The sequence below is a fragment of the Burkholderia sp. MSHR3999 genome, from assembly GCF_000833595.1.
Classification (GTDB): domain Bacteria; phylum Pseudomonadota; class Gammaproteobacteria; order Burkholderiales; family Burkholderiaceae; genus Burkholderia; species Burkholderia ubonensis.
Window position 1 is genome coordinate 328650 of record NZ_JRFO01000006.1, and the last position, 19606, is coordinate 348255.

General features: G+C 66.9%; 20 protein-coding genes. 6 read left to right on the forward strand and 14 right to left on the reverse strand.

Annotated features, from left to right (window positions below; all coding sequences use genetic code 11):
* The first annotated feature begins 8 nt into the window (after nucleotides 1-8).
* Entirely contained in the window at nucleotides 9-464 is a 456-nt protein-coding gene (locus KY49_RS18755) for a GNAT family acetyltransferase (RefSeq protein ID WP_042586111.1), read from the forward strand.
* A 30-nt stretch (nucleotides 465-494) separates the two neighbouring features.
* Here the strand turns inward: KY49_RS18755 and KY49_RS18760 are convergent, their stop codons facing one another.
* The 8 genes from KY49_RS18760 to KY49_RS18795 form a co-directional block, all read right to left on the reverse strand.
* The gene (locus tag KY49_RS18760) at nucleotides 495-1166 is read right to left on the reverse strand and encodes a DUF2278 family protein (protein ID WP_042586112.1); all 672 of its coding nucleotides are present in this window, start codon (nucleotides 1164-1166) and stop codon (nucleotides 495-497) included.
* Between the two features lie 167 nt (nucleotides 1167-1333).
* A complete protein-coding gene (locus KY49_RS18765; protein ID WP_029226375.1) occupies nucleotides 1334-2050 on the reverse strand; it encodes an ABC transporter ATP-binding protein in 717 nt (238 codons plus the stop codon).
* Nucleotides 2050-2826, reverse strand: coding sequence for an ABC transporter ATP-binding protein (locus KY49_RS18770; protein ID WP_010090950.1), 777 nt, complete (start codon nucleotides 2824-2826; stop codon nucleotides 2050-2052). The genes KY49_RS18765 and KY49_RS18770 overlap by 1 nt, the downstream gene beginning before the upstream one ends.
* Nucleotides 2827-2854: 28 nt before the next feature.
* Nucleotides 2855-4021 carry a branched-chain amino acid ABC transporter permease gene (locus KY49_RS18775; RefSeq protein WP_042586113.1) on the reverse strand — a complete coding sequence of 389 codons (1167 nt, stop codon included), beginning with the start codon at nucleotides 4019-4021 and terminating at the stop codon, nucleotides 2855-2857.
* Between the two features lie 18 nt (nucleotides 4022-4039).
* Nucleotides 4040-4990, reverse strand: a complete 951-nt coding sequence (locus KY49_RS18780; RefSeq protein WP_010090948.1) for a branched-chain amino acid ABC transporter permease — start codon at nucleotides 4988-4990, stop codon at nucleotides 4040-4042.
* A 211-nt stretch (nucleotides 4991-5201) separates the two neighbouring features.
* The gene (locus tag KY49_RS18785; RefSeq protein WP_042586114.1) at nucleotides 5202-6395 is read right to left on the reverse strand and encodes a branched-chain amino acid ABC transporter substrate-binding protein; all 1194 of its coding nucleotides are present in this window, start codon (nucleotides 6393-6395) and stop codon (nucleotides 5202-5204) included.
* Nucleotides 6396-6664: 269 nt separating this feature from the next.
* On the reverse strand, nucleotides 6665-7645 hold the full coding sequence (ispH, locus tag KY49_RS18790; RefSeq protein WP_010090946.1) for a 4-hydroxy-3-methylbut-2-enyl diphosphate reductase: 981 nt from the start codon (nucleotides 7643-7645) through the stop codon (nucleotides 6665-6667).
* A gap of 2 nt (nucleotides 7646-7647) precedes the next feature.
* Complete coding sequence (locus tag KY49_RS18795; RefSeq protein ID WP_042586115.1) at nucleotides 7648-8103, reverse strand: FKBP-type peptidyl-prolyl cis-trans isomerase; 456 nt, start codon at nucleotides 8101-8103, stop codon at nucleotides 7648-7650.
* A 139-nt stretch (nucleotides 8104-8242) separates the two neighbouring features.
* On the opposite strand from KY49_RS18795, the gene radC reads away from it, so the two are divergent.
* The 4 genes from radC (at nucleotide 8243) to nadB (ending at nucleotide 11447) form a co-directional block, all read left to right on the forward strand.
* Complete coding sequence (gene radC / locus KY49_RS18800; RefSeq protein WP_042586116.1) at nucleotides 8243-8998, forward strand: RadC family protein; 756 nt, start codon at nucleotides 8243-8245, stop codon at nucleotides 8996-8998.
* Nucleotides 8999-9281: 283 nt separating this feature from the next.
* Nucleotides 9282-9515, forward strand: coding sequence for a 50S ribosomal protein L28 (gene rpmB, locus KY49_RS18805; protein ID WP_004186391.1), 234 nt, complete (start codon nucleotides 9282-9284; stop codon nucleotides 9513-9515).
* 17 nt (nucleotides 9516-9532) lie between these two features.
* Nucleotides 9533-9700: a 50S ribosomal protein L33 gene (gene rpmG / locus KY49_RS18810; RefSeq protein ID WP_006478046.1), complete on the forward strand. Its 168-nt coding sequence runs from the start codon at nucleotides 9533-9535 to the stop codon at nucleotides 9698-9700.
* Between the two features lie 160 nt (nucleotides 9701-9860).
* Nucleotides 9861-11447, forward strand: a complete 1587-nt coding sequence (gene nadB / locus KY49_RS18815) for an L-aspartate oxidase (protein WP_010090942.1) — start codon at nucleotides 9861-9863, stop codon at nucleotides 11445-11447.
* Between the two features lie 75 nt (nucleotides 11448-11522).
* On the opposite strand, the gene nadC is transcribed toward nadB, so the two are convergent.
* From nadC to purN, 6 genes are all read right to left on the reverse strand, one after another.
* The gene (nadC, locus tag KY49_RS18820) at nucleotides 11523-12407 is read right to left on the reverse strand and encodes a carboxylating nicotinate-nucleotide diphosphorylase (protein WP_042586117.1); all 885 of its coding nucleotides are present in this window, start codon (nucleotides 12405-12407) and stop codon (nucleotides 11523-11525) included.
* Entirely contained in the window at nucleotides 12404-13540 is a 1137-nt protein-coding gene (gene nadA, locus KY49_RS18825) for a quinolinate synthase NadA (RefSeq protein WP_042586860.1), read from the reverse strand. Before nadA ends, nadC begins: the two co-directional genes overlap by 4 nt.
* 179 nt (nucleotides 13541-13719) lie before the next feature.
* On the reverse strand, nucleotides 13720-14916 hold the full coding sequence (locus tag KY49_RS18830) for a DesA family fatty acid desaturase (RefSeq protein WP_010090939.1): 1197 nt from the start codon (nucleotides 14914-14916) through the stop codon (nucleotides 13720-13722).
* A 191-nt stretch (nucleotides 14917-15107) separates the two neighbouring features.
* The gene (locus KY49_RS18835) at nucleotides 15108-16466 is read right to left on the reverse strand and encodes a mechanosensitive ion channel family protein (RefSeq protein ID WP_042586861.1); all 1359 of its coding nucleotides are present in this window, start codon (nucleotides 16464-16466) and stop codon (nucleotides 15108-15110) included.
* Nucleotides 16467-16484: 18 nt separating this feature from the next.
* The gene (locus KY49_RS18840; protein WP_010090936.1) at nucleotides 16485-17759 is read right to left on the reverse strand and encodes an RsmB/NOP family class I SAM-dependent RNA methyltransferase; all 1275 of its coding nucleotides are present in this window, start codon (nucleotides 17757-17759) and stop codon (nucleotides 16485-16487) included.
* On the reverse strand, nucleotides 17756-18418 hold the full coding sequence (purN, locus tag KY49_RS18845; protein ID WP_042586118.1) for a phosphoribosylglycinamide formyltransferase: 663 nt from the start codon (nucleotides 18416-18418) through the stop codon (nucleotides 17756-17758). The genes KY49_RS18840 and purN overlap by 4 nt, the downstream gene beginning before the upstream one ends.
* A gap of 122 nt (nucleotides 18419-18540) precedes the next feature.
* Between purN and KY49_RS18850 the strand changes: the two genes are divergently transcribed.
* Nucleotides 18541-19533, forward strand: coding sequence for a bifunctional riboflavin kinase/FAD synthetase (locus KY49_RS18850; RefSeq protein ID WP_042586119.1), 993 nt, complete (start codon nucleotides 18541-18543; stop codon nucleotides 19531-19533).
* Nucleotides 19534-19606 lie beyond the last annotated feature (73 nt).

A 19606-nucleotide genomic window follows, 5' to 3' on the forward strand; every position in this document is an offset into this window, starting at 1 on the left:
TCCGCGCGATGGATGCCGCCGCCGATGACGTTGCGATTCGTCCGTTCGATCGCGCCGATACCGACGCCGTGCTCGCGGTCTGGCGCGATGCGTTCCCTCAGTACAGCGAGACGGATGCGCCGCCGCACCGCGACCCGCTGCGCTCGATCGAGCTGAAGCTCGCGACGCAGCCGGAGCTGTTCTTCGTCGCGGTCAGCGGCGCGCGCGTCGTGGGCACGCTGATGGCCGGCTTCGACGGGCATCGCGGCTGGCTGTATTCGTTCGGCGTCGCGCATGACGCGCGCCGGCTCGGCGTCGGCCGCGCGCTGATCGCCCACGCGGAGGCCGCGCTCGCCGCGCGCGGCTGCCTGAAGGTCAACCTGCAGGTGCTGCCCGGCAACGACGACGCGTGCCGTTTCTATGCGGCGCTCGGCTACCGCATCGAGGAACGCATTTCGTTCGGCAAGACGCTGCCGGCGGCGTGACGCGCGCGCCGGCGCCGGCGTCAGCCGGCCTCAATGCGTGATCGGCTCCGCGCCCGGCAGCGGATTGCCGAGCGCGTCGGTCGGCACCGTCTGCTGTTCGAACGCGGCGAAATACGCGGCCCACTGCGTGTCGCTCACGCGCACGATCAGCGCGCCGTCCTGCCAGATGTCGTTGTGGTCGTTGTGGTCGTCGCCCGCGCGATGCAGGAAGTGCGGGCCCGACGAGCCCTGGTTCATGTGCGTGTCGTGGATGCCGTTGCCTTCGACGTACGTGCGGCCGAACACGACCACGTCGAGCCCCTGCGACTGCGCGGCCTCGACGAGGCGCAGCAGCGACGGAATCGGCTCCGGATGCGCGCTGCCGTCCATCACGTCGCTCGCGCGCCACGCGCCGGTCTCGTTCAGGATGTCGCTGCGCAGATAGTCGAGCGCGGGCAGCGCGGCCTGCCCCGTCAGATCGGCATAGCCCTCCCCTGCGTCGGCGAGCGTCTGCGTGATCGGGTGATGGAAGTCGTAGACGAGCTTGTAGTTCAACAGGTCGTCCGCGTCGTTGGTGCCGACGTTGATCGCGACGTCCCAGTCGCCATCCGGCAGCGCGAGCGTCAGGTGGATGTGGTACTGGATCTCGCTGCCGTGCGGCAACGCCTTCAGCCCCGCCACTGCCTTGACCTTCGCCTTCACGAAACCGTAATCCAGGCTCATGCGTGTTCTCCGTGTGCCGATGGACTTCCCATCCTACGCCGCGCGCATGTCGATTTGCAGACGGCCGGTTGCAGACGGGGCTCATCATGAAAAAAGGCCGTCACGGCGAACCGTGACAGCCTTTCGAAAGCCCTTGCGCGCCGCCTGCGGCGACGCGCGGAGCCCGCTCATTCGCCCAGATACGCGGCCCGCACCTTCGGGTCGTCGAGCATCTGCTTCGCGTCGCCTTCCATCGTGACCGTGCCCGAATCCATCACGTAGCCGCGGTCGGCCGCCTGCAGCGCGAGGCGCGCGTTCTGCTCGACGAGCAGCACCGTGATGCCCTCATTCGAGATCGTGCGCACCACTTCGAAGATCTTCTCGACCATGATCGGCGACAGGCCCATCGACGGCTCGTCGAGCAGCAGCAGCTTCGGCTTCGACAGGATCGCGCGCGACATCGCGAGCATCTGCTGCTCGCCGCCCGACAGCGTGCCGGCGAGCTGCGTCGCGCGCTCCTTCAGGCGCGGGAAGAAGCCGAACATCCGGTCGACGTCCTTCTTGATCCCGTCCGCGTCGTTGCGCAGATACGCGCCCATCTGCATATTCTCGATGATCGACATCCGCGCGAAGATCCCGCGGCCTTCCGGCACCATCGCGAGGCCGCGCTTGAGCAGTTCGTGCGTCGGCACGCCCTTGATCGACTTGCCGTCGTACTCGATGTCGCCCGCCGAGTACGGCTTGAGACCCGTGATCGCCTTCATCGTCGTGGTCTTGCCTGCGCCGTTCGCGCCGATCAGCGTCACGAGCTCGCCCTGGCGGACTTCCATGTCAACGCCCTTGACGGCCTGGATGCCGCCGTAGTTGACCTGCAAGCCCTTGATTTTCAACATTGCCGCTGCCATCAGTGCACCCCTGCGCCGAGATATGCCTCAATCACCTTCGGGTCCTTCTGCACGTCCTGCGGCAGACCCTGGGCGATCACCTTGCCGTAATCGAGCACCGTCATCCGGTTGCACAATCCCATCACGAGCTTCACGTCGTGCTCGATCAGCAGGATCGTGCGGCCGTCCGAGCGGATCTTGTCGAGCAGGCGCGTCAGTTCCACCTTCTCCGTCGCGTTCATCCCGGCCGCCGGCTCGTCGAGCGCGAGCAGCTTCGGATCGGTCGCGAGCGCGCGCGCGATTTCCAGGCGGCGCTGGTGGCCGTACGACAGGTTGCGCGACGTGTAGTCCGCGTACTGCAGCACGCCGACGTATTCGAGCAGCTCGATTGCGCGCTCCTTGATCTCGCGCTCCTCCTGGCGTTCCGCCGGCGTCTGGAACACCGCGCCCAGCAGCCCGTGCTTGGTCCGCACGTGGCGGCCCACCATCACGTTCTCGAGCGCCGTCATCCCGCCGAACAGGCGGATGTTCTGGAACGTCCGCGCAATGCCCGTCTTCGCGACCTGATGCACCGCGGTCGGCTTGTATTCCGCGCCGTCCAGCCTGAATTCGCCGGAGTCCGGCGTGTACAGGCCCGTGATCACGTTGAAGAACGTCGTCTTGCCGGCGCCGTTCGGGCCGATCAGGCCGTAGATCTCGCCTTCCTTGATCTCGAGGCCGACGTCGGACAGCGCCTGCAGGCCGCCGAAGCGCTTGTTCACGCCTTTCACGGACAGTCGGATTTGCTTGTCGCTCATGTGTGTTTCTCCTTCCGCTGTCAGTCCGTTATGCGCGCGCCGACTTGGCGCTGCGCTTCGCCAGTTTCGCGATCTTGTCCTCATGCTTCGGCGCCGGCCACAGGCCTTCCGAGCGATACAGCATGATGATCACCATCGCGAGGCCGTACAGCGCCTGGCGGATCACTTCGGTATCCACGACGTCGTGGCCGAAGATCGCATGCTGCAGCGGGCTCATCGTCGAACGCAGGAATTCCGGGAAGATCGCGAGCAGCACCGCGCCGAGGATCACGCCCGGGATATGGCCCATGCCGCCGAGCACCACGCAGGCCAGCACGACGATCGACTCCCAGAACGTGAACGATTCCGGCGACACGAAGCCCTGGAACGAACCGAACATCGCGCCCGACAGGCCGCCGAACGACGCGCCCATCGCGAACGCGAGCAGCTTCACGTTGCGGGTGTTGATGCCCATCGCCTTCGCCGCGATCTCGTCCTCGCGGATCGCCGCCCATGCGCGGCCGATGCGCGAGTGCTGCAGGCGCGTACACGTCCAGATCACCAGCAGTGCGCACAGCACGAACAGGTAGTAGTACATGTAGACCGACGGCAGCTGGATGCCGAACAGCGAGTGCGTCTGCGCGAGGCTGAAATCGCCGGCGTGCACCGGATCGATCCCCGTGATCCCCTTCGGGCCGTTCGTGATGTTCACCGGACGGTCGAGGTTGTTCATGAAGATCCGCACGATCTCACCGAAGCCCAGCGTGACGATCGCGAGGTAGTCGCCGCGCAGCCGCAGCGTCGGCGCGCCGAGCAGGATCCCGAAGATCGCGGCGATCGCCATCGCGATCGGCACGATGATCAGGAACGGCACGTGCAGCCCGCCGGGCGCGAGCTGCGCGATCCACTCGAACTGCGAGGTCAGGTGCGGCGAGCTCAGCAACGCCGCCGTGTATGCGCCCACCGCGTAGAACGCGATGTAGCCCAGGTCCAGCAGGCCGGCGAAGCCGACCACCACGTTCAGCCCCAGCGCCAGCATCACGTACAGCATCGCGAAGTCCAGCACGCGGACCCAGTAGTTGCCGCCCGCTGCGCCGATGATGATCGGCGCGGCGATCACGAACGCCGCGGTGAGGATCCCGATGGTGACGGTCTTCGCGGTGTTGCGTTCTTCGACGAGCGTCGTCGAGGTTTCGATCGGTTGAATGGATGTCATGTTGTTGCTCCCCTTCCGTTACGCGCGGTCCGCGACACGTTCGCCCAGCAGGCCGGACGGACGGAACACGAGCACGATGATCAGCACGATGAACGCGAACACGTCCTGGTAGTTGCTGCCGAACACGCCCCCCGTCAGATTGCCGATATAGCCGGCGCCCAGCTGCTCGATGAGACCGAGCACCACCCCGCCGACCATCGCGCCCGCGAGGTTGCCGATGCCGCCCAGCACGGCTGCCGTGAACGCTTTCATGCCCGGGATGAAGCCCATGTAGAAGTGCACGTTGCCGTACTCCGACGCGATCATCACGCCGGCGAGCGCGGCGAGCGCCGAGCCGATCATGAAGGTCGCCGAGATCACGAAGTTCGGGTTCACGCCCATCAGGCTGGCGGTGTTCGGGCTTTCCGCGATCGCGCGCATCGCGCGGCCGAGCTTGGTCTTGTGCACCAGCAGCAGCAGGCCGCCCATCACGAGGAACGCGACAGCGATGATCACGATTTCGGTCATCGAGATCACGGCGCCGGGCGTCGTGTCGGTGGCCTTGATCACGTTGATCGGATCAGTCGGCAGCAGCTGCGGGAACGGCAGCGGGTTGCGCGACCAGATGATCATCGCGGCGGTCTGCAGCAGGATCGACACGCCGATCGCGGTGATCAGCGGCGCGAGACGCGGCGCGCGGCGCAGCGGCCGGTACGCGACCCGCTCGATCGTGTAGCCGACGACGGCGCACACGATCGCGGCGATGCCCAAGCCGATCGTCAGTGTCGCGACGTTGCCGAGCTGCGGGAAATGGTTCTGCAGCACGGTGATCGCGGAGAGCGCGACCATCGCGCCGATCATCAGCACATCGCCGTGCGCGAAGTTGATGATGCCGAGAATGCCGTACACCATCGTGTAGCCCAACGCGATGATGGCGTAGACACTGCCGAGCACCAGCCCGTTGAGGATCTGCTGGACGAAAATATCCATTTAAAGCTCCTTGGCCCGTGCTGCCGGATGAGGCTGCGCCCCGCGGGTAAGCGGAGAATCACGTCGTCTCGGCGGCACTGCGGGTACTAGAAAAGACCGGTAAGGGTGGATCGTCCCGGCGCGCGCCGCCCGGCCTGTACGGCCGGACCTGCCGCCGGAGCGGATACAGAAACGGCACCGCACTGTTCCGGTGCCGTCACGAGTCCCGTCGCTACATCGTCACGACATCGAGGACGGTTTTCTTTGCCTCCTTGAAGTCGTAGAGCGTAATCGCCCCCTCTTTCAGATCGCCGTTCGGCGCGAATGCGATGTGACCGATCACCCCGCGGTAGTCGGTCGACGGCATCGCAGCCAGCACCTTGGACGCCTCGATCGAGTTGGCGCGCTTCATTGCATCGACGATCACGTAGACCGCGTCATACGTGAACGGCGCGTAGATCTGCACCGGCGTGTGGAAACGGTCTTCATACTTCTTCTCGAAGTCCGCCCCTTTCTCCATCCGCGACAGGGCGAGCCCCGCCTGCGAACAGACCAGGTTCTGCACCGCGTTGCCCGCGAGCTCGACCACCTTGTCGGTACACACGCCGTCGCCGCCAAGGATTTTTGCTCCGATACCGAGCGCCATCGCCTGCTTCGCAAACGGGCCGCCCGTCGCGTCCATGCCGCCGTACATGATGACGTCGGGATGGTCACGCTTGATCTTCGTCAGGATCGCCTTGAAGTCCGTCGCGCGGTCGTTGGCCGATTCGCGCGCGACGATCTGCGCGCCCGCTGCCTTGACGGTCTTCTCGAATTCGTCGGCAAGCCCCTTGCCGTAGGCGGTCGCGTCGTCGACGACCGCGAAGCGCTTCGCGTGAAGCGCATGCAGCGCGTAGCTGGCGAGCGCAGGGCCTTGCTGCGCGTCCGTCGCCACGACGCGATAGGTGGTCTTGAACCCCTGCTTCGTATAAGCGGGGTTGGTCGAGGATGGTGAAATCTGCACGATGCCTGCGTCGCTGTAAATTTTCGACGCCGGGATCGACACCCCCGAATTGAGGTGCCCCACCACGGCCACGACCCGGTCGTCGACCAGCTTCTGTGCAACTTGCGTGCCAACCTTCGGATCGGCTGCGTCGTCCTCGGCGACCAGTTCCAGCCGCACCGGGTGCGCGTCGATCGTCAGGCCATGCGCATTGATTTCCTCGATCGCCAAACGTGCCCCGTTTTCATTATCCTTGCCGAGATGCGCGATGCTGCCCGTCAACGGGGCGGCATGACCGATCTTGACGACGCGCACGTCGCTGGCCGGCGGTGCCGCGGACGCCGCAGCCTCCTTGCCCGCCCCGTCGTCGCTCTTTTTGCTGCAGGCGGCGAACATTGCAACCGCTGCGGCGACGGACACGGCGTAAGCCAACTTCACATGCATTAAATAGGTCTCCTGCGCCTTGCCAAAACCGGGTTCCAAGACCATTCCGGCCTGAAAACGGGCGAATTGTAACTCCATTTATAGAACGCCAATATTCCTGATTTGATGGGGTTTTCCTGCATTGCAACCAATTTTGAGACAAGGGCCGGGCGGAGAATAGCAACCCGGTTGCACCATCTGCGGGAATGTTGGTTGCGATTGCGGTTTCGAGGTGAAAAAAAAGCGCGCCGTGGGGCGCGCTTCGGTGTACCGCAGTGTTGTAGGGCGGGTCAGGCGGCGGGCGGAAGGTTCAGGCCGCGCGGCAGCGGGAACGACACGCTCTCCTCGATCCCGTCGAGCGCGCGGACATTGCGCACGCCGAGTTCGCGCAGACGCGCGATCACTGCCTGGGCGAGCACCTCGGGCGCCGACGCGCCGGCCGTCACGCCGATGCGGCGCTTGCCGGCGACCCACGCCGGATCGATCTGGTCGGGCGCATCCACCATGTATGCCGCGACGCCGCGCTTCTCGGCCACCTCGCGCAGCCGGCTCGAATTCGAGCTGTTCGGGCTGCCGACGACGATCACGACGTCGCACTGCGGCGCCATGAACTTCACCGCGTCCTGGCGGTTCTGCGTCGCATAGCAGATGTCCTGCTTCTTCGGCTCGCGGATCTTCGGATACTTCGCCTTCAGCGCGGCGATGATCTCGGCCGCGTCGTCGACTGACAGCGTCGTCTGCGTGACGAGCGCGATGCGCTCCGGATCGGCCAGCTCGAGCTTCTGCACGTCCTCGACGCTCTCGACGAGATGCATACCGCGCTCGACCTGCCCCATCGTGCCCTCGACCTCCGGGTGCCCCTTGTGCCCGATCATCACGATGTCGACACCATCCTGGCGCATCTTCGCCACTTCGACGTGCACCTTGGTGACGAGCGGACACGTCGCGTCGTAGACGCGCAGCCCGCGCACGCCGGCCTCGTCGCGCACCGCCTTCGAGACGCCGTGCGCGCTGAAGATCACGGTATTGCCGGACGGCACTTCCTCGAGTTCCTCGACGAAAATCGCGCCCTTCTTCTTCAGGTCCTCGACCACGTACTTGTTGTGGACGATCTCGTGGCGCACGTAGATCGGCGCGCCGTACATCGCGATCGCGCGCTCGACGATCTCGATCGCGCGGTCGACCCCCGCGCAAAAGCCGCGCGGCTGGGCCAGCAGGATTTCGGCGTCGGCGGCGACGGTCTGTCCGGACAGCGTATCGGTGGTGCTCATGATTACAGGATCCCGATGATTTTCACTTCGAAACTGAGCGCTTGGCCCGCGAGCGGATGATTGAAGTCGAACAGCGCGGAGGTTTCGCCGACTTCCTTCAGCACCCCTGCATATCGGCCGCCGTCCGGTGCGTTGAATTCGATCAGGTCGCCCGGCGTGAAGTCCTCGCCGATCATCCCGTTCTCGCGCAGCGTCTTCAGCGTCACGCGCTGGAGCATGTCCGGATTTCGGGGCCCGAATGCCTGTTCGGGCGCTAGCTGATAAGTCGAATGGTCGCCCACCCTGAGCCCGACGAGAATCTGTTCCAGCGAGGGCGCCAGCTGCCCTGCGCCGAGCAGCAGCGTCGCGGGCTTGTCGGAAAAGGTGTTGACGATGTCGGCGCCGTCGGCCAGTGCCAGCCGGTAGTGCAGCGTGACGTGCGAACCGGGCTTCACTTCGGAAAGATCGATGAGGCTCATGAATTACTCGTTCAGTCGGCGCCCGATGCGGCCGCGAGGCCCGGCGCAAAACCGATATTGTAAGTCACCTGAGCGCGCAAGGCGGAAAGTGCGACGACGTTGCACAGGCCTGCCTGCCCGCCACAATGGAGAATCAACCATGCCGCAATCATTGTCGCCCCTCCCCGAATGCCGCGCCGCCGCCGATGCCGCGCCGCGCGCGCCCGGGCAGCCCAAGCGCGGCGCGGCGCGCGCGAAACGGCCCGACCTGCCGCGCGAGCGGCTGCTCGAGCGCGGGCCGGCCGCGCTGTCCGACGACGAGCTGATCGTGCTGCTGCTCGGCACCGGCGTGCCCGGCCACAACGTGTTCGACAGCGCGCGTGCGCTGCTCGAACACTTCGGCAAGTCGCTGCGCGGGCTGCTCGACGCGACTCCGGACGATTTCCGCGGCCGCCCCGGCATCGGCGAAGCCCGGATCGCCCGGCTGTCCGCGGTCGCCGAGCTCGCGCGGCGCGCGCTCGCGGAGAAGGCGCGCGAGCATCTGCTGATCGATTCCCCCGGCGCGGTCGAGGATTACCTGCGCCTCGTGATCGGCACGCGCCCGTACGAAGTGTTCATGACCCTGTACCTGGACGCGCGCAACAGGCTCGTCGACAGCGAGGAAAGCGCGCGCGGCTCGCTGACGCGGATGGCCGTCTACCCGCGCGAGATCGTGCGCCGCGCGCTGTCGGTGAACGCCGCCGCGATGGTCGTCGCGCACAACCACCCGTCCGGCGCGGTGCAGCCGAGCGCGGAGGACCGGCGCCTGACCCGCGTGCTGCGCGATGCGCTCGCGCTCTTCGACGTGCGCCTGCTGGATCATGTCGTCGTCGGCGCGACCGAAACGTTCTCGTTCGCGCGCGCCGGCTTGCTGTAAACTGCGCCGTGCCGCGCAGGCCGGCCCGCCGGAGCCCGCCACCAGACGGACTCCGGCGGACGACTCACGCGCGCCACGACGGCACGATGAAATTGCGTTTGATTTTCCTGAACTTTTTCTGCTAGAATCGCCGTCTGTCTTTTTTCCAACCAGTTCTAGCCATCGAAGGGCCTTGTCTGTTAAGGGCTTGGGCGTTCTGAGTGCAGCTATGGATCACGTGGCTGCTCGATGAGAACCTTCACCGGCGATCGAACCCCGAATTTAGCGTATTAGGAGTGCTCTCATGGCACGCGTATGCCAAGTAACTGGGAAAGCGCCGATGAGCGGCAACAACGTTTCCCACGCAAACAACAAGACGAAGCGCCGCTTCCTGCCGAACCTGCAAAACCGCCGGTTCTGGGTGGAGAGCGAAAACCGCTGGGTGCGCCTGCGCGTTTCGAACGCCGGCCTGCGCCTGATCGACAAGAACGGCATCGATTCCGTGCTCGCTGACCTGCGCGCACGCGGCGAAGCCTAAGCCCAAGGAGCACAATCATGGCAAAAGGCGCACGCGACAAGATCAAGCTCGAGTCGACCGCTGGCACGGGTCACTTCTACACGACCACGAAGAACAAGCGCAACATGCCGGAAAAGATGGCGATCAAGAAGTTCGATCCCGTCGTCCGCAAGCATGTGGAATACAAAGAAACCAAGATCAAGTAATCTCCGGTTTCTGCCAGCCTGACGGTGACCAAAAAGCCCCGCAATCGCGGGGCTTTTTGTTTTGCGCGCACGCTTTCGCCCGACGCGGTATGCTCTCCCCTTTCCGCGGCGGCGCCGCCGGAAGACACAAGATCAAGCGTGAAATGATGGAGATGCAGCAATGAAATTCGATGTGGCGATCGTCGGCAGCGGCCTGGCAGGGCTGTCGGTCGCGCTCAATCTGGCCGGCACGCGGCGGGTCGCGTTGATCGCGAAGCGTTCGATGATGGAAGGCGCGAGCGACAACGCGCAAGGCGGCATCGCCGCCGTGCTCGATTCCGCGGACAGCATCGAGAACCACGTCGACGACACGCTGGTCGCCGGCGGCGGCCTGTGCGACGAGAGCGCGACGCGCTACATCGTCGAGCACGGCCGCGAAGCGATCGAATGGCTGATTTCGCAGGGCGTGCCGTTCACGAAGGACGATGCCGCCGAACTCGGCTTTCACCTGACCCGCGAAGGCGGCCACAGCCACCGCCGCATCATCCACGCCGCCGACGCGACCGGGCACGCGGTGCTCGCGACGCTGTCCGAGCGCGCGCGCCGGCATCCGAACATCACGTTCCTCGAAAATCACCATGCGGTCGACCTGATCACGTCGGAGCGGCTCGGCCTGCCCGGCCGCCGCTGCCACGGCCTGTACGCGCTCGACGTCGACAGCGGCCGCACCGTCACGATCGAAGCGCCGCACACGGTGCTCGCCACCGGCGGCGCAGGCAAGGTTTACCTGTACACGACCAACCCGGACACCGCGACCGGCGACGGCATCGCGATGGCGTGGCGCGCGGGCTGCCGCGTCGCGAACATGGAATTCATCCAGTTCCACCCGACCTGCCTGTTCCACCCGTACGCGAAGTCGTTCCTGATCTCCGAGGCCGTGCGCGGCGAAGGCGGCCTGCTGAAGCTGCCGGACGGCACCCGCTTCATGCCCGCGCACGACCCGCGCGAGGAACTGGCGCCGCGCGACATCGTCGCGCGCGCGATCGACTTCGAGATCAAGAAGCGCGGGATCGACTGCGTGTACCTCGACATCAGCCACCAGCCGGAAGCGTTCCTGCGCGAACATTTCCCGACGATCCACGCGCGCTGCCTCGAGTTCGGCATCGACATCGCGAAACAGCCGATTCCGGTCGTGCCGGCCGCGCACTACACGTGCGGCGGCGTCGTCACCGATCTCGCGGGCCGTACCGACCTCGCCGGCCTGTATGCGGTCGGCGAAACGTCGTACACGGGGCTGCACGGCGCGAACCGGCTCGCCAGCAACTCGCTGCTCGAATGCCTCGTCATCGGCCGCGCGGCTGCCGGAGCGATCGAGACGGCCGGCTTCGAAGTCGACTCGCCGGGCGCGCTGCCCGCGTGGGACGAGAGCCGCGTGTCGGATCCCGACGAGGAAGTCGTCGTCGCGCACAACTGGGACGAATTGCGGCGCCTGATGTGGAACTACGTCGGCATCGTGCGCACCGACAAGCGCCTCGAACGCGCGAAGCACCGGCTGTCGCTGTTGCGCGACGAAATCCACGAGTATTACGCGAACTTCCGCGTGAGCCGCGACCTGCTGGAGCTGCGCAACCTCGTCGACGTCGCGATGCTGATCGTCAAGAGCGCCCAGTCGCGACGCGAAAGCCGCGGGCTGCATTTCAGCCGCGACTGGCCGCACACGCTGCCGAAGGCGCTGCCGAGCGTGCTGACGCCGAAAGCGCGCCGCTGAGCCGCGCGCCGCATCAGCAAAAAAGCCGTTGGCAAAACGCCAACGGCTTATTCGTCTGCGGATTGCGCCGCGCGGTCAGTCGACGATGCGCATCGAATAATCGGTCGCGCGCACGTCCTTCGTCAGCGCGCCGATCGAGATGCGGTCGACGCCCGTCTCGGCGAACGTGCGCACCGTATCGAAATTGACGCCGCCCGACACTTCGAGCACGGCCTTGCCAGCCGCCACGCGCACCGCCTCGCGCATCATGTCGAGCGTGAAGTTGTCGAGCAGCACCGACTGCGCGCCGTGCGCGAGCGCCGTGTCGAGCTGCGCGAGCGTCTCGACCTCGATCTGCACCGGCACGCCGGCATTCAGCGCGAACGCCGCGTCGAGCGCTTCGCCGACGCCGCCCGCGGCGGCAATGTGGTTCTCCTTGATCAGGATTCCGTCGTACAGCGCGAGCCGCTGGTTCGCGCCGCCGCCGACCCGCACCGCGTACTTCTGCGCGAGCCGCAGGCCCGGCAGCGTCTTGCGCGTATCGAGGATCTGCGCGCGCGTGCCTTCGACCCGGTCGACGTAGCGGCGCGTCGCCGTCGCGACGCCCGACAGCAATTGCAGGAAGTTCAGCCCGTTGCGCTCGGCGGTCAGCAGCGCGCGCGCCGGGCCTTCGAGTTCGCAGACGGTCGAATCGGCCTTCATCCGGTCGCCTTCGCGATACTGCCAGCGCACGTCGATCGTCGGATCGATCCGGCGCATCACCGCGTCGAACCAGGGCACGCCGCACAGCACGGCTTCTTCGCGCACGATGATGCGCGCACGGCGGCGCTCGCCGGCCGGCACGAGCCGCCCGGTCTGGTCGCCCATGCCGACGTCCTCGGCAATCGCATCGGCGACGTTGCGCGCGAGCGCCTCGTCGAACGCGGCGCCGTATTGCGCACGGATCGCTTCGTAAAGCGGGGAAACGGCACTGGTCGTCATGCCGCCCCCACGTTCGCGAACAGTTGCTGGTCGCGCTGCAGGTCGCCGCTCGCCTGCACGCGCTTCTTGTGAGCGGCCGCGAAATCGAGCATCCGGTCGATCGGCAGGCGCGCGCGCGCGCCGACCGCCGGATCGACGAAGATCTCGTTGTGGCCGCGCTCGAGCACGTCCGCGAGGTTCGCGAGGCCGTTCATCGCCATCCACGGGCAGTGCGCGCAGCTCTTGCAGGTCGCGCTGTTGCCGGCCGTCGGCGCCGCGATGAAGGTCTTGCCCGGTGCCGCGAGCTGCATCTTGTGCAGGATGCCGAGATCGGTCGCGACGATGAAATGCGTCGCGTCCAGCTTCACCGCCGCGTCGATCAACTGCGTCGTCGAGCCGACGACGTCGGCCAGCGCGACGACGTTCTCCGGCGATTCCGGATGGACGAGCACCTTCGCGTCCGGGTATTCGGCGCGCAGCAGGTCGAGCTCGATGCCCTTGAATTCGTCGTGCACGAGGCACGAGCCCTGCCACAGCAGCATGTCCGCGCCGGTTTTCTTCTGGATGTAGCTGCCGAGATGGCGATCCGGCGCCCAGATGATCTTCTCGCCGCGGGCGTGGAGATCCGCGACGATCTCAAGGCCGATCGACGACGTGACCATCCAGTCCGCGCGCGCCTTCACGGCGGCGCTGGTGTTTGCGTAGACGACGACGGTGCGGTCCGGATGCGCATCGCAGAACGCGGAGAATTCGTCGGCCGGGCAGCCGAGGTCGAGCGAACAGGTGGCGTCGAGGTCCGGCATCAGGATTCGCTTGGCCGGGCTCAGGATCTTCGCGGTTTCGCCCATGAAGCGCACGCCCGCGACGACGAGCGTCTGCGCGTCGTGGTCGCGGCCGAAGCGGGCCATTTCGAGCGAATCGGCGACGCAGCCGCCGGTTTCGTCGGCGAGTTCCTGCAATTCGGCGTCCACGTAATAGTGCGCGACCAGGACTGCCTTCTCGCGGGCCAGCAGCGCCTTGATGCGCGCCTTCAGTGCGGCGCGCTCCTCGGCGGACGGCGTCTCGGGCACCTTTGCCCAAGCTTGCCCGACGCCGCAGACTGCGCCTGCCGCGACCGGCCGGTCGTACTCGACGGGTTTGATCGTCGATTGCATCTCCATATCTCCTGTCGGCCAGAGTTAGCGCTTCAGCGCTTACTCTGGCCCCATGCTTCGCGGTCGGCGGGAGTTAGCGCTTCAGCACCTACTCCCGCCCCATGCTTTACGGTCGCCCAAAAGAAAAAACCCCGCCAGCGCGGGGTTTGTGACGTCTTGAGATTCTAATCGATTTCGAATCAGGCGTAGCGGCGCAGGCGCATCGCAAATTCCTGCAACGCCTTGATGCCGCTTTGTTCGGCGCGATGGCACCAATCCTGCAATTGGGCCAGCAGCTGTTCGCGCGACGCGGTCGAACGATCCCAGATCGCGGCGAGATCCTGGCGCAGCTGGAAGTACGTCTGCAGCTTCTGGCTGTTCGCGAAGATTTCCGGCAGCAGCTTCTTCTGCGGCTCGTCGAGGCCGTCCGCGTCCTTGTGGAACCACTTGCGCGCGCCGCGCATCAGTTGGTACTTCTCGCCCGAGCCGAGCTCCTTCAGGCGCACGAGCTCCTGCCGGTACGCCCGCTTGACGGCCTTGCCGTAGCGCGCCATCACCTCGTAGCGGTTCGACAGCACGGCCTGCAGCGTTTCCTGGTCGAGCACCGTCTTCGGCTTGTTCAGGCGCGGCGTCGGCGCGACCTTCTTCACCTTCGCGAGACCGAACGCGGACATGATGCGGATGTACATCCAGCCGATGTCGAACTCGTACCACTTGTTCGACAGCTTCGCGGACGTCGCGAACGTGTGATGGTTGTTGTGCAGTTCCTCGCCGCCGATCACGATGCCCCACGGGAACAGGTTCGTGCTCGCATCGGCCGAGTTGAAGTTGCGGTAGCCCCAGTAGTGGCCGAAACCGTTGACGACGCCCGCCGCCCAGAACGGGATCCAGACCATCTGCACGGCCCACACGGTCAGGCCGACCACGCCGAACAGCGCGACGTCGATCACCATCATCAGGCTGACGCCGAGAATCGGGTACTTCGAGTAGATATTGCGCTCGATCCAGTCGTTCGGCGTGCCGTGGCCGAACTTGCGCATCGTCTCTTCGTTCTTCGCTTCCGCACGGTACAGCTCGGCGCCTTCGAGGAACACCTTCCAGATGCCGCGGGTCTGCGGGCTGTGCGGATCTTCCTCGGTCTCGCACTTCGCATGGTGCTTGCGATGAATCGCGGCCCACTGGCCGGTCAGCATGCCGGTCGTCATCCACAGCCAGAGGCGGAAGAAATGGCTGGCGATCGGATGCAGCTCCAGCGCGCGGTGCGCCTGGCAGCGGTGCAGGTAGACCGTCACCCCGATGATCGTCACATGCGTGACCGCGAGCGCGAACAGCACGATCTGCCACCACGAGAAGCGCAGAAGCCCGTGAGAAAGAAAGTCGAGCAGGGAATTCAACAAGGCAGTTACCTGTGGAGTGAACGACGCCGGCACGCGCCGGCGTCAGAAAAATGAAAGCATACCGCTGAATAGACCAGAATTTTACTTCAACCGTTCCAAGTCTTTGTAAAAAATGAATATTTCTTGCCTTGACGCAACGCCGGCAGTCCAGCGGCGGACTCCGCCGGCCCGGCGCTCCGCGTCTGGCCGGCTTACACGACCGCGCGGGCGGCCGTGCCGTCGCCGTCCTCGGCGCGCGTCGCCGCGAAGCCGTCCGGCAGGCCGACGACGCGCACCTCGCGCTGCGGGAACGGGATCGAGATCCCGTGCTCGCTGAAGAGCCGCCAGATGTTGCGGTTCACCGTCGAGCGCACGCCCGACGTGCCTTTCGCGGAATCCTCGATCCAGAAGCCGAGCTCGAGATCGATGCCGTCCGCGCCGAAGCTCACCAGATACGGCGTCGGCGCCGGCTCGTCGAGCACGCGCGGCACGCCCTTCGCGGCTTCGGCGAGCAGCGTCAGCGCGTGCTCGACGTCGCTCGTGTACGCGACCTGCACCGCGACCTTCGCGTAGCCGCGCGTCAGGTACGACGACTGGTTCTGCACGACGTCGGTGATCAGCTTCTCGTTCGGGATCAGCGTCTCGTTGCCGTCGAGGCCGCGCACGACCGTGTAGCGCGTGCGGATCTGCGTGACGATGCCCTGCAGGCCGCCCACGCTGATCGCGTCGCCGAGCCGCAGCGACCGGTCGAGCAGGATGATGAAGCCCGACACGTAGTTGCTCGCGATCTTCTGCAGGCCGAAGCCGAGCCCGACGCCGACCGCGCCGCCGAACACGCCGAGCACGGTGACGTCGATGCCGACGAGCGACAGCCCGATCAGCACCGCCGCGAACACGAGCAGCGCGCGCCCGACCCGCGACAGCACGACCTTCAGGTTCGCGTCGAGCGTGCTCGCGCGCGTCAGGCGATCCTCGAGCACCGAGCCGAGCCACATCGCGACCAGCAGCGTCACGCAGATCCACAGCGCGCCGGAGATCAGCGACAGCAGCGTGAGGTGCGCATTCGCGACGCGGAACTGCACGCTGTCGAGCCACGCGATCACGTCGCGCTGGATGCCGAGCACGGTCAGCACCATCGCGGCCCACACGACGGTCGACACGATCTTCTCGACGATCGACAGCCACGCATGGGCGCTGCCGTCGCGCGCGAACACGCGCCGCGCGAAGAAGAACAGCACGTAGATGAGCCCGATGCCGATGAGCGGCACGAGCGCGAGCGACAGCAGCGCCGTCGACATGAACGGGTCGAACGCGAGCTGCGCGATCCACACGAACACGCCGCCGAACAGCGGGAACAGCGCGCGCTTCAGGCTCTGCGCGCCGGCGCCGGGCCCGCGCCCGGCCGAGCGGCGGCGCGCGTCGATGCGGCCGTGCACGAAGCGCGCGGCGAGCCACGCGAAGCACAGCGCGCCGACCAGGATCGCCGCCTGCCAGAGCATCACCGGCTGGTTGAAGTCCCGGATCACCGACGCGAGGCGGCGCGACAGCAGGCGGCTCTGCAGGTTCTGCATCATCCGTGCGGCCCGCCGTTACGCCTGCGCGGCCTGCCCGCGCCGCTCGAGCACGGCGGCGAAGAAGCCGTCGGTCGCATGGCGGTGCGGCCACAGCGACAGGTAGTCGCCGGTATCGAGCGCGATGCGCTGGTCGGCCAGCACCTTCTGCGCCGGCACCAGCACGAACTCCGGATGATCGGCGAGGAACTGCGCGACGATCGCCTCGTTCTCCGCGTCGAGCACGCTGCAGGTCGCGTAGACGAGCCGCCCGCCCTTCTTCACGAGACGCGCCGCGCTCGCCAGGATCGACGCCTGCTTCGGCGTGAGCTCGTCGATCGACGCGCGCGACTGGCGCCATTTCAGGTCCGGGTTGCGGCGCAGCGTGCCGAGGCCGCTGCACGGCGCATCGACCAGCACGCGGTCGATCTTGCCGGCGAGCCGCTTGATCTTCGCGTCGTGCTCGCTGTCGATCAGCACCGGGTTCACGTTCGACAGCCCGCTGCGCGCAAGGCGCGGCTTCAGCTTCGCGAGCCGCTTCTCGGACACGTCGAACGCATACAGGCGGCCGGTCGAGCGCATCATCGCGCCGAGCGCGAGCGTCTTGCCGCCCGCGCCCGCGCAGAAGTCGACGACCATCTCGCCGCGGCGCGGCGCGACGAGCGAGCACAGCAGCTGGCTGCCCTCGTCCTGCACCTCGATCATGCCTTCCTCGAACACCTTGAGCTTGGTGAGCGCCGGCTTGCCGGCGACCCGCACGCCGAACGGCGCGAACGGCGTCGCGCCGGCGTCGATGCCGTTCGCGCGCAGCGCGTCGATCACCTGGTCGCGCGTCGCCTTCTGCGCGTTCGCGCGCAGGTCGAGCGGCGCCGGGTAGTTCATCGCGGCGGCGAGCTGCGCGAGTTCCTCGGCGTCGAAGCGCGACGACAGCGCCTGCTGGATCCAGTCCGGAAGGTTCGCGCGCACGCGCACCGGCAGGCTCGCCGGATCGATCTTCGACACATGCTCGAGCCACGCGGCCTCGGCGTCGGACACGAACGGCTTCAGCGCGTTGCGGCCGGCCGTCTGCATCAGGCCGAGCAGCGTGAGCCGCCGCGCCGGGCTGCCGGTGCCGCTCTCGGCGAGGTGCGCATACTCCATCTTCCGGCGCAGCACCGCGAACACGGCCTCGGCGATCACGCCGCGCTCCGCGTGCCCGAGCTTCGGATGGGCCCGGAAGAACCGGCTCGTCGTCGCGTCGGCGGGGCCGGCGAACTTCAGCACCTCGGCCAGCAAAGTCTCGGTCTGGCCGATCAGGAATCCGTGCAGCTTCATACGCCCTCGCTCGTCATGGGTTGCGGTTGATCCGCGAAAATCCAGCGCGCCTCCTCCGGCGCGACCACTGCACGGCCGTTCTCGAGGCGCAGGCGCCCGTCGACGAACCAGCGCACCGCGCGCGGATACAGCACGTGCTCGACCGCGAGCACGCGCTGCGCGAGCGCCGCCGCGTCGTCGCCGGCGCGCACCGGCACCGCGCCCTGCGCGACGATCGCGCCGCTGTCGAGTTCGGGAATGACGAAGTGCACGGTCGCGCCGTGCAGCGCGCAGCCCGCGTCGAGCGCCGCCTGGTGCGTGTGGATGCCCTTGAAGCTCGGCAGCAGCGACGGGTGGATGTTCAGCATCCGGCCCTCGTATCGTCTGACGAATGCCGGCGTCAGGATGCGCATGAAGCCGGCGAGGATCACGAGATCCGGCGCAAAGCGGTCGATTTCGTCGGCCAGCGCCGCATCGAAGCTGTCGCGGCCGTCGAACGACCGGTGGTCGACCACGGCGGTCGCGATCCCGTGCGACGCCGCGAAGGCAAGGCCGGCCGCGTCGGGCCGGTTGGCGATCACGGCGGCAATCTCGGCGGGCCAACGCTCCTGCGCGCACGCGCGGACGATGGCTTCCATGTTGCTGCCGCGACCGGAAATCAAGATGACGAGTTTTTTCATCCGCGAATTTTACCATTCGGCCTCGCGTTTCCCGCCTCCTGAGCCGCCGGCCCGCCCGAGCGTTTATAATCTTCTGCTTTGCGGCCTCGATCCGCTCATTCCCCGACGCTGCACCCGCTATCGTGAAAGTCTTCCGCGGCCTGCCCAACGCCGAAAGCCGCGCCCCGTGCGCGCTGACGATCGGCAACTTCGACGGTGTCCATCGCGGCCACCAGGCCCTGCTCGCGCGCGTGCGCGCGGCAGCGGACGCGCGCGGCCTGCCCGTCTGCGTGATGACCTTCGAGCCGCATCCGCGCGAATTCTTCAATCCGGCCGGCGCGCCGCCGCGCATCGCGATGCTGCGCGACAAGCTGGAGGCGCTGCGCGAGCACGGCGTCGACCGGGTCGTCGTCGAGCACTTCAACCATACGTTCGCCAGCCAGTCGCCGCAGGCGTTCGTCGAGCACACGCTCGTGGGCGGGCTGCACACGCGCTGGATGATGGTCGGCGACGATTTCTGCTACGGCGCGAAGCGCGCGGGCACGTTCGACACGCTGAAGGCGGCCGGCGAGCAGTACGGCTTCGAGGTCGAGCAGATGGGCACGGTCGCCGGCAGCGACGGCGCGCGCATCTCCAGCTCGGGCGTGCGCGCCGCGCTCGCGGCGGGCAATCTCGCCGCGGCCGCGCAGGCGCTCGGCCACGGCTACGCGATCAGCGGCCACGTCACGCACGGCCTGAAGCTCGGCCGCGACCTCGGCTTCCCGACGCTGAACCTGCCGATCGCGCACAAGCGGCCGGCGCTGATGGGCATCTTCGTCGTCCAGGTCCACGGCCTCGCCGACACCCCGCTGCCCGGCGTCGCGAGCCTGGGTTTGCGCCCGACCGTCGTCGATTCGGGCCGCGTGCTGCTCGAAGTCCACCTGCTCGACTGGCACGGCGACGCCTACGGCAAGCTCGTGCGCGTCGAATTCCTGCAGAAGCTGCGCGACGAGGCGAAGTTCGACGATCTCGAAGCGCTGTCGCGCGCGATCGCGCAGGACGTCGCGAACGCCCGCGCGTACTTCGCGGCGCGCGACCACGCGCCCGGCAGCCGCACGACCGGCTTCTCGACGTCGGCCACCGACCGAATTAGCTGACCCCGGCTGGCGGCGCCGTGCGCCGCATCCCGGCGCCGCGCGACGCGCGCGCTCACCCGATTCACGACGCTCG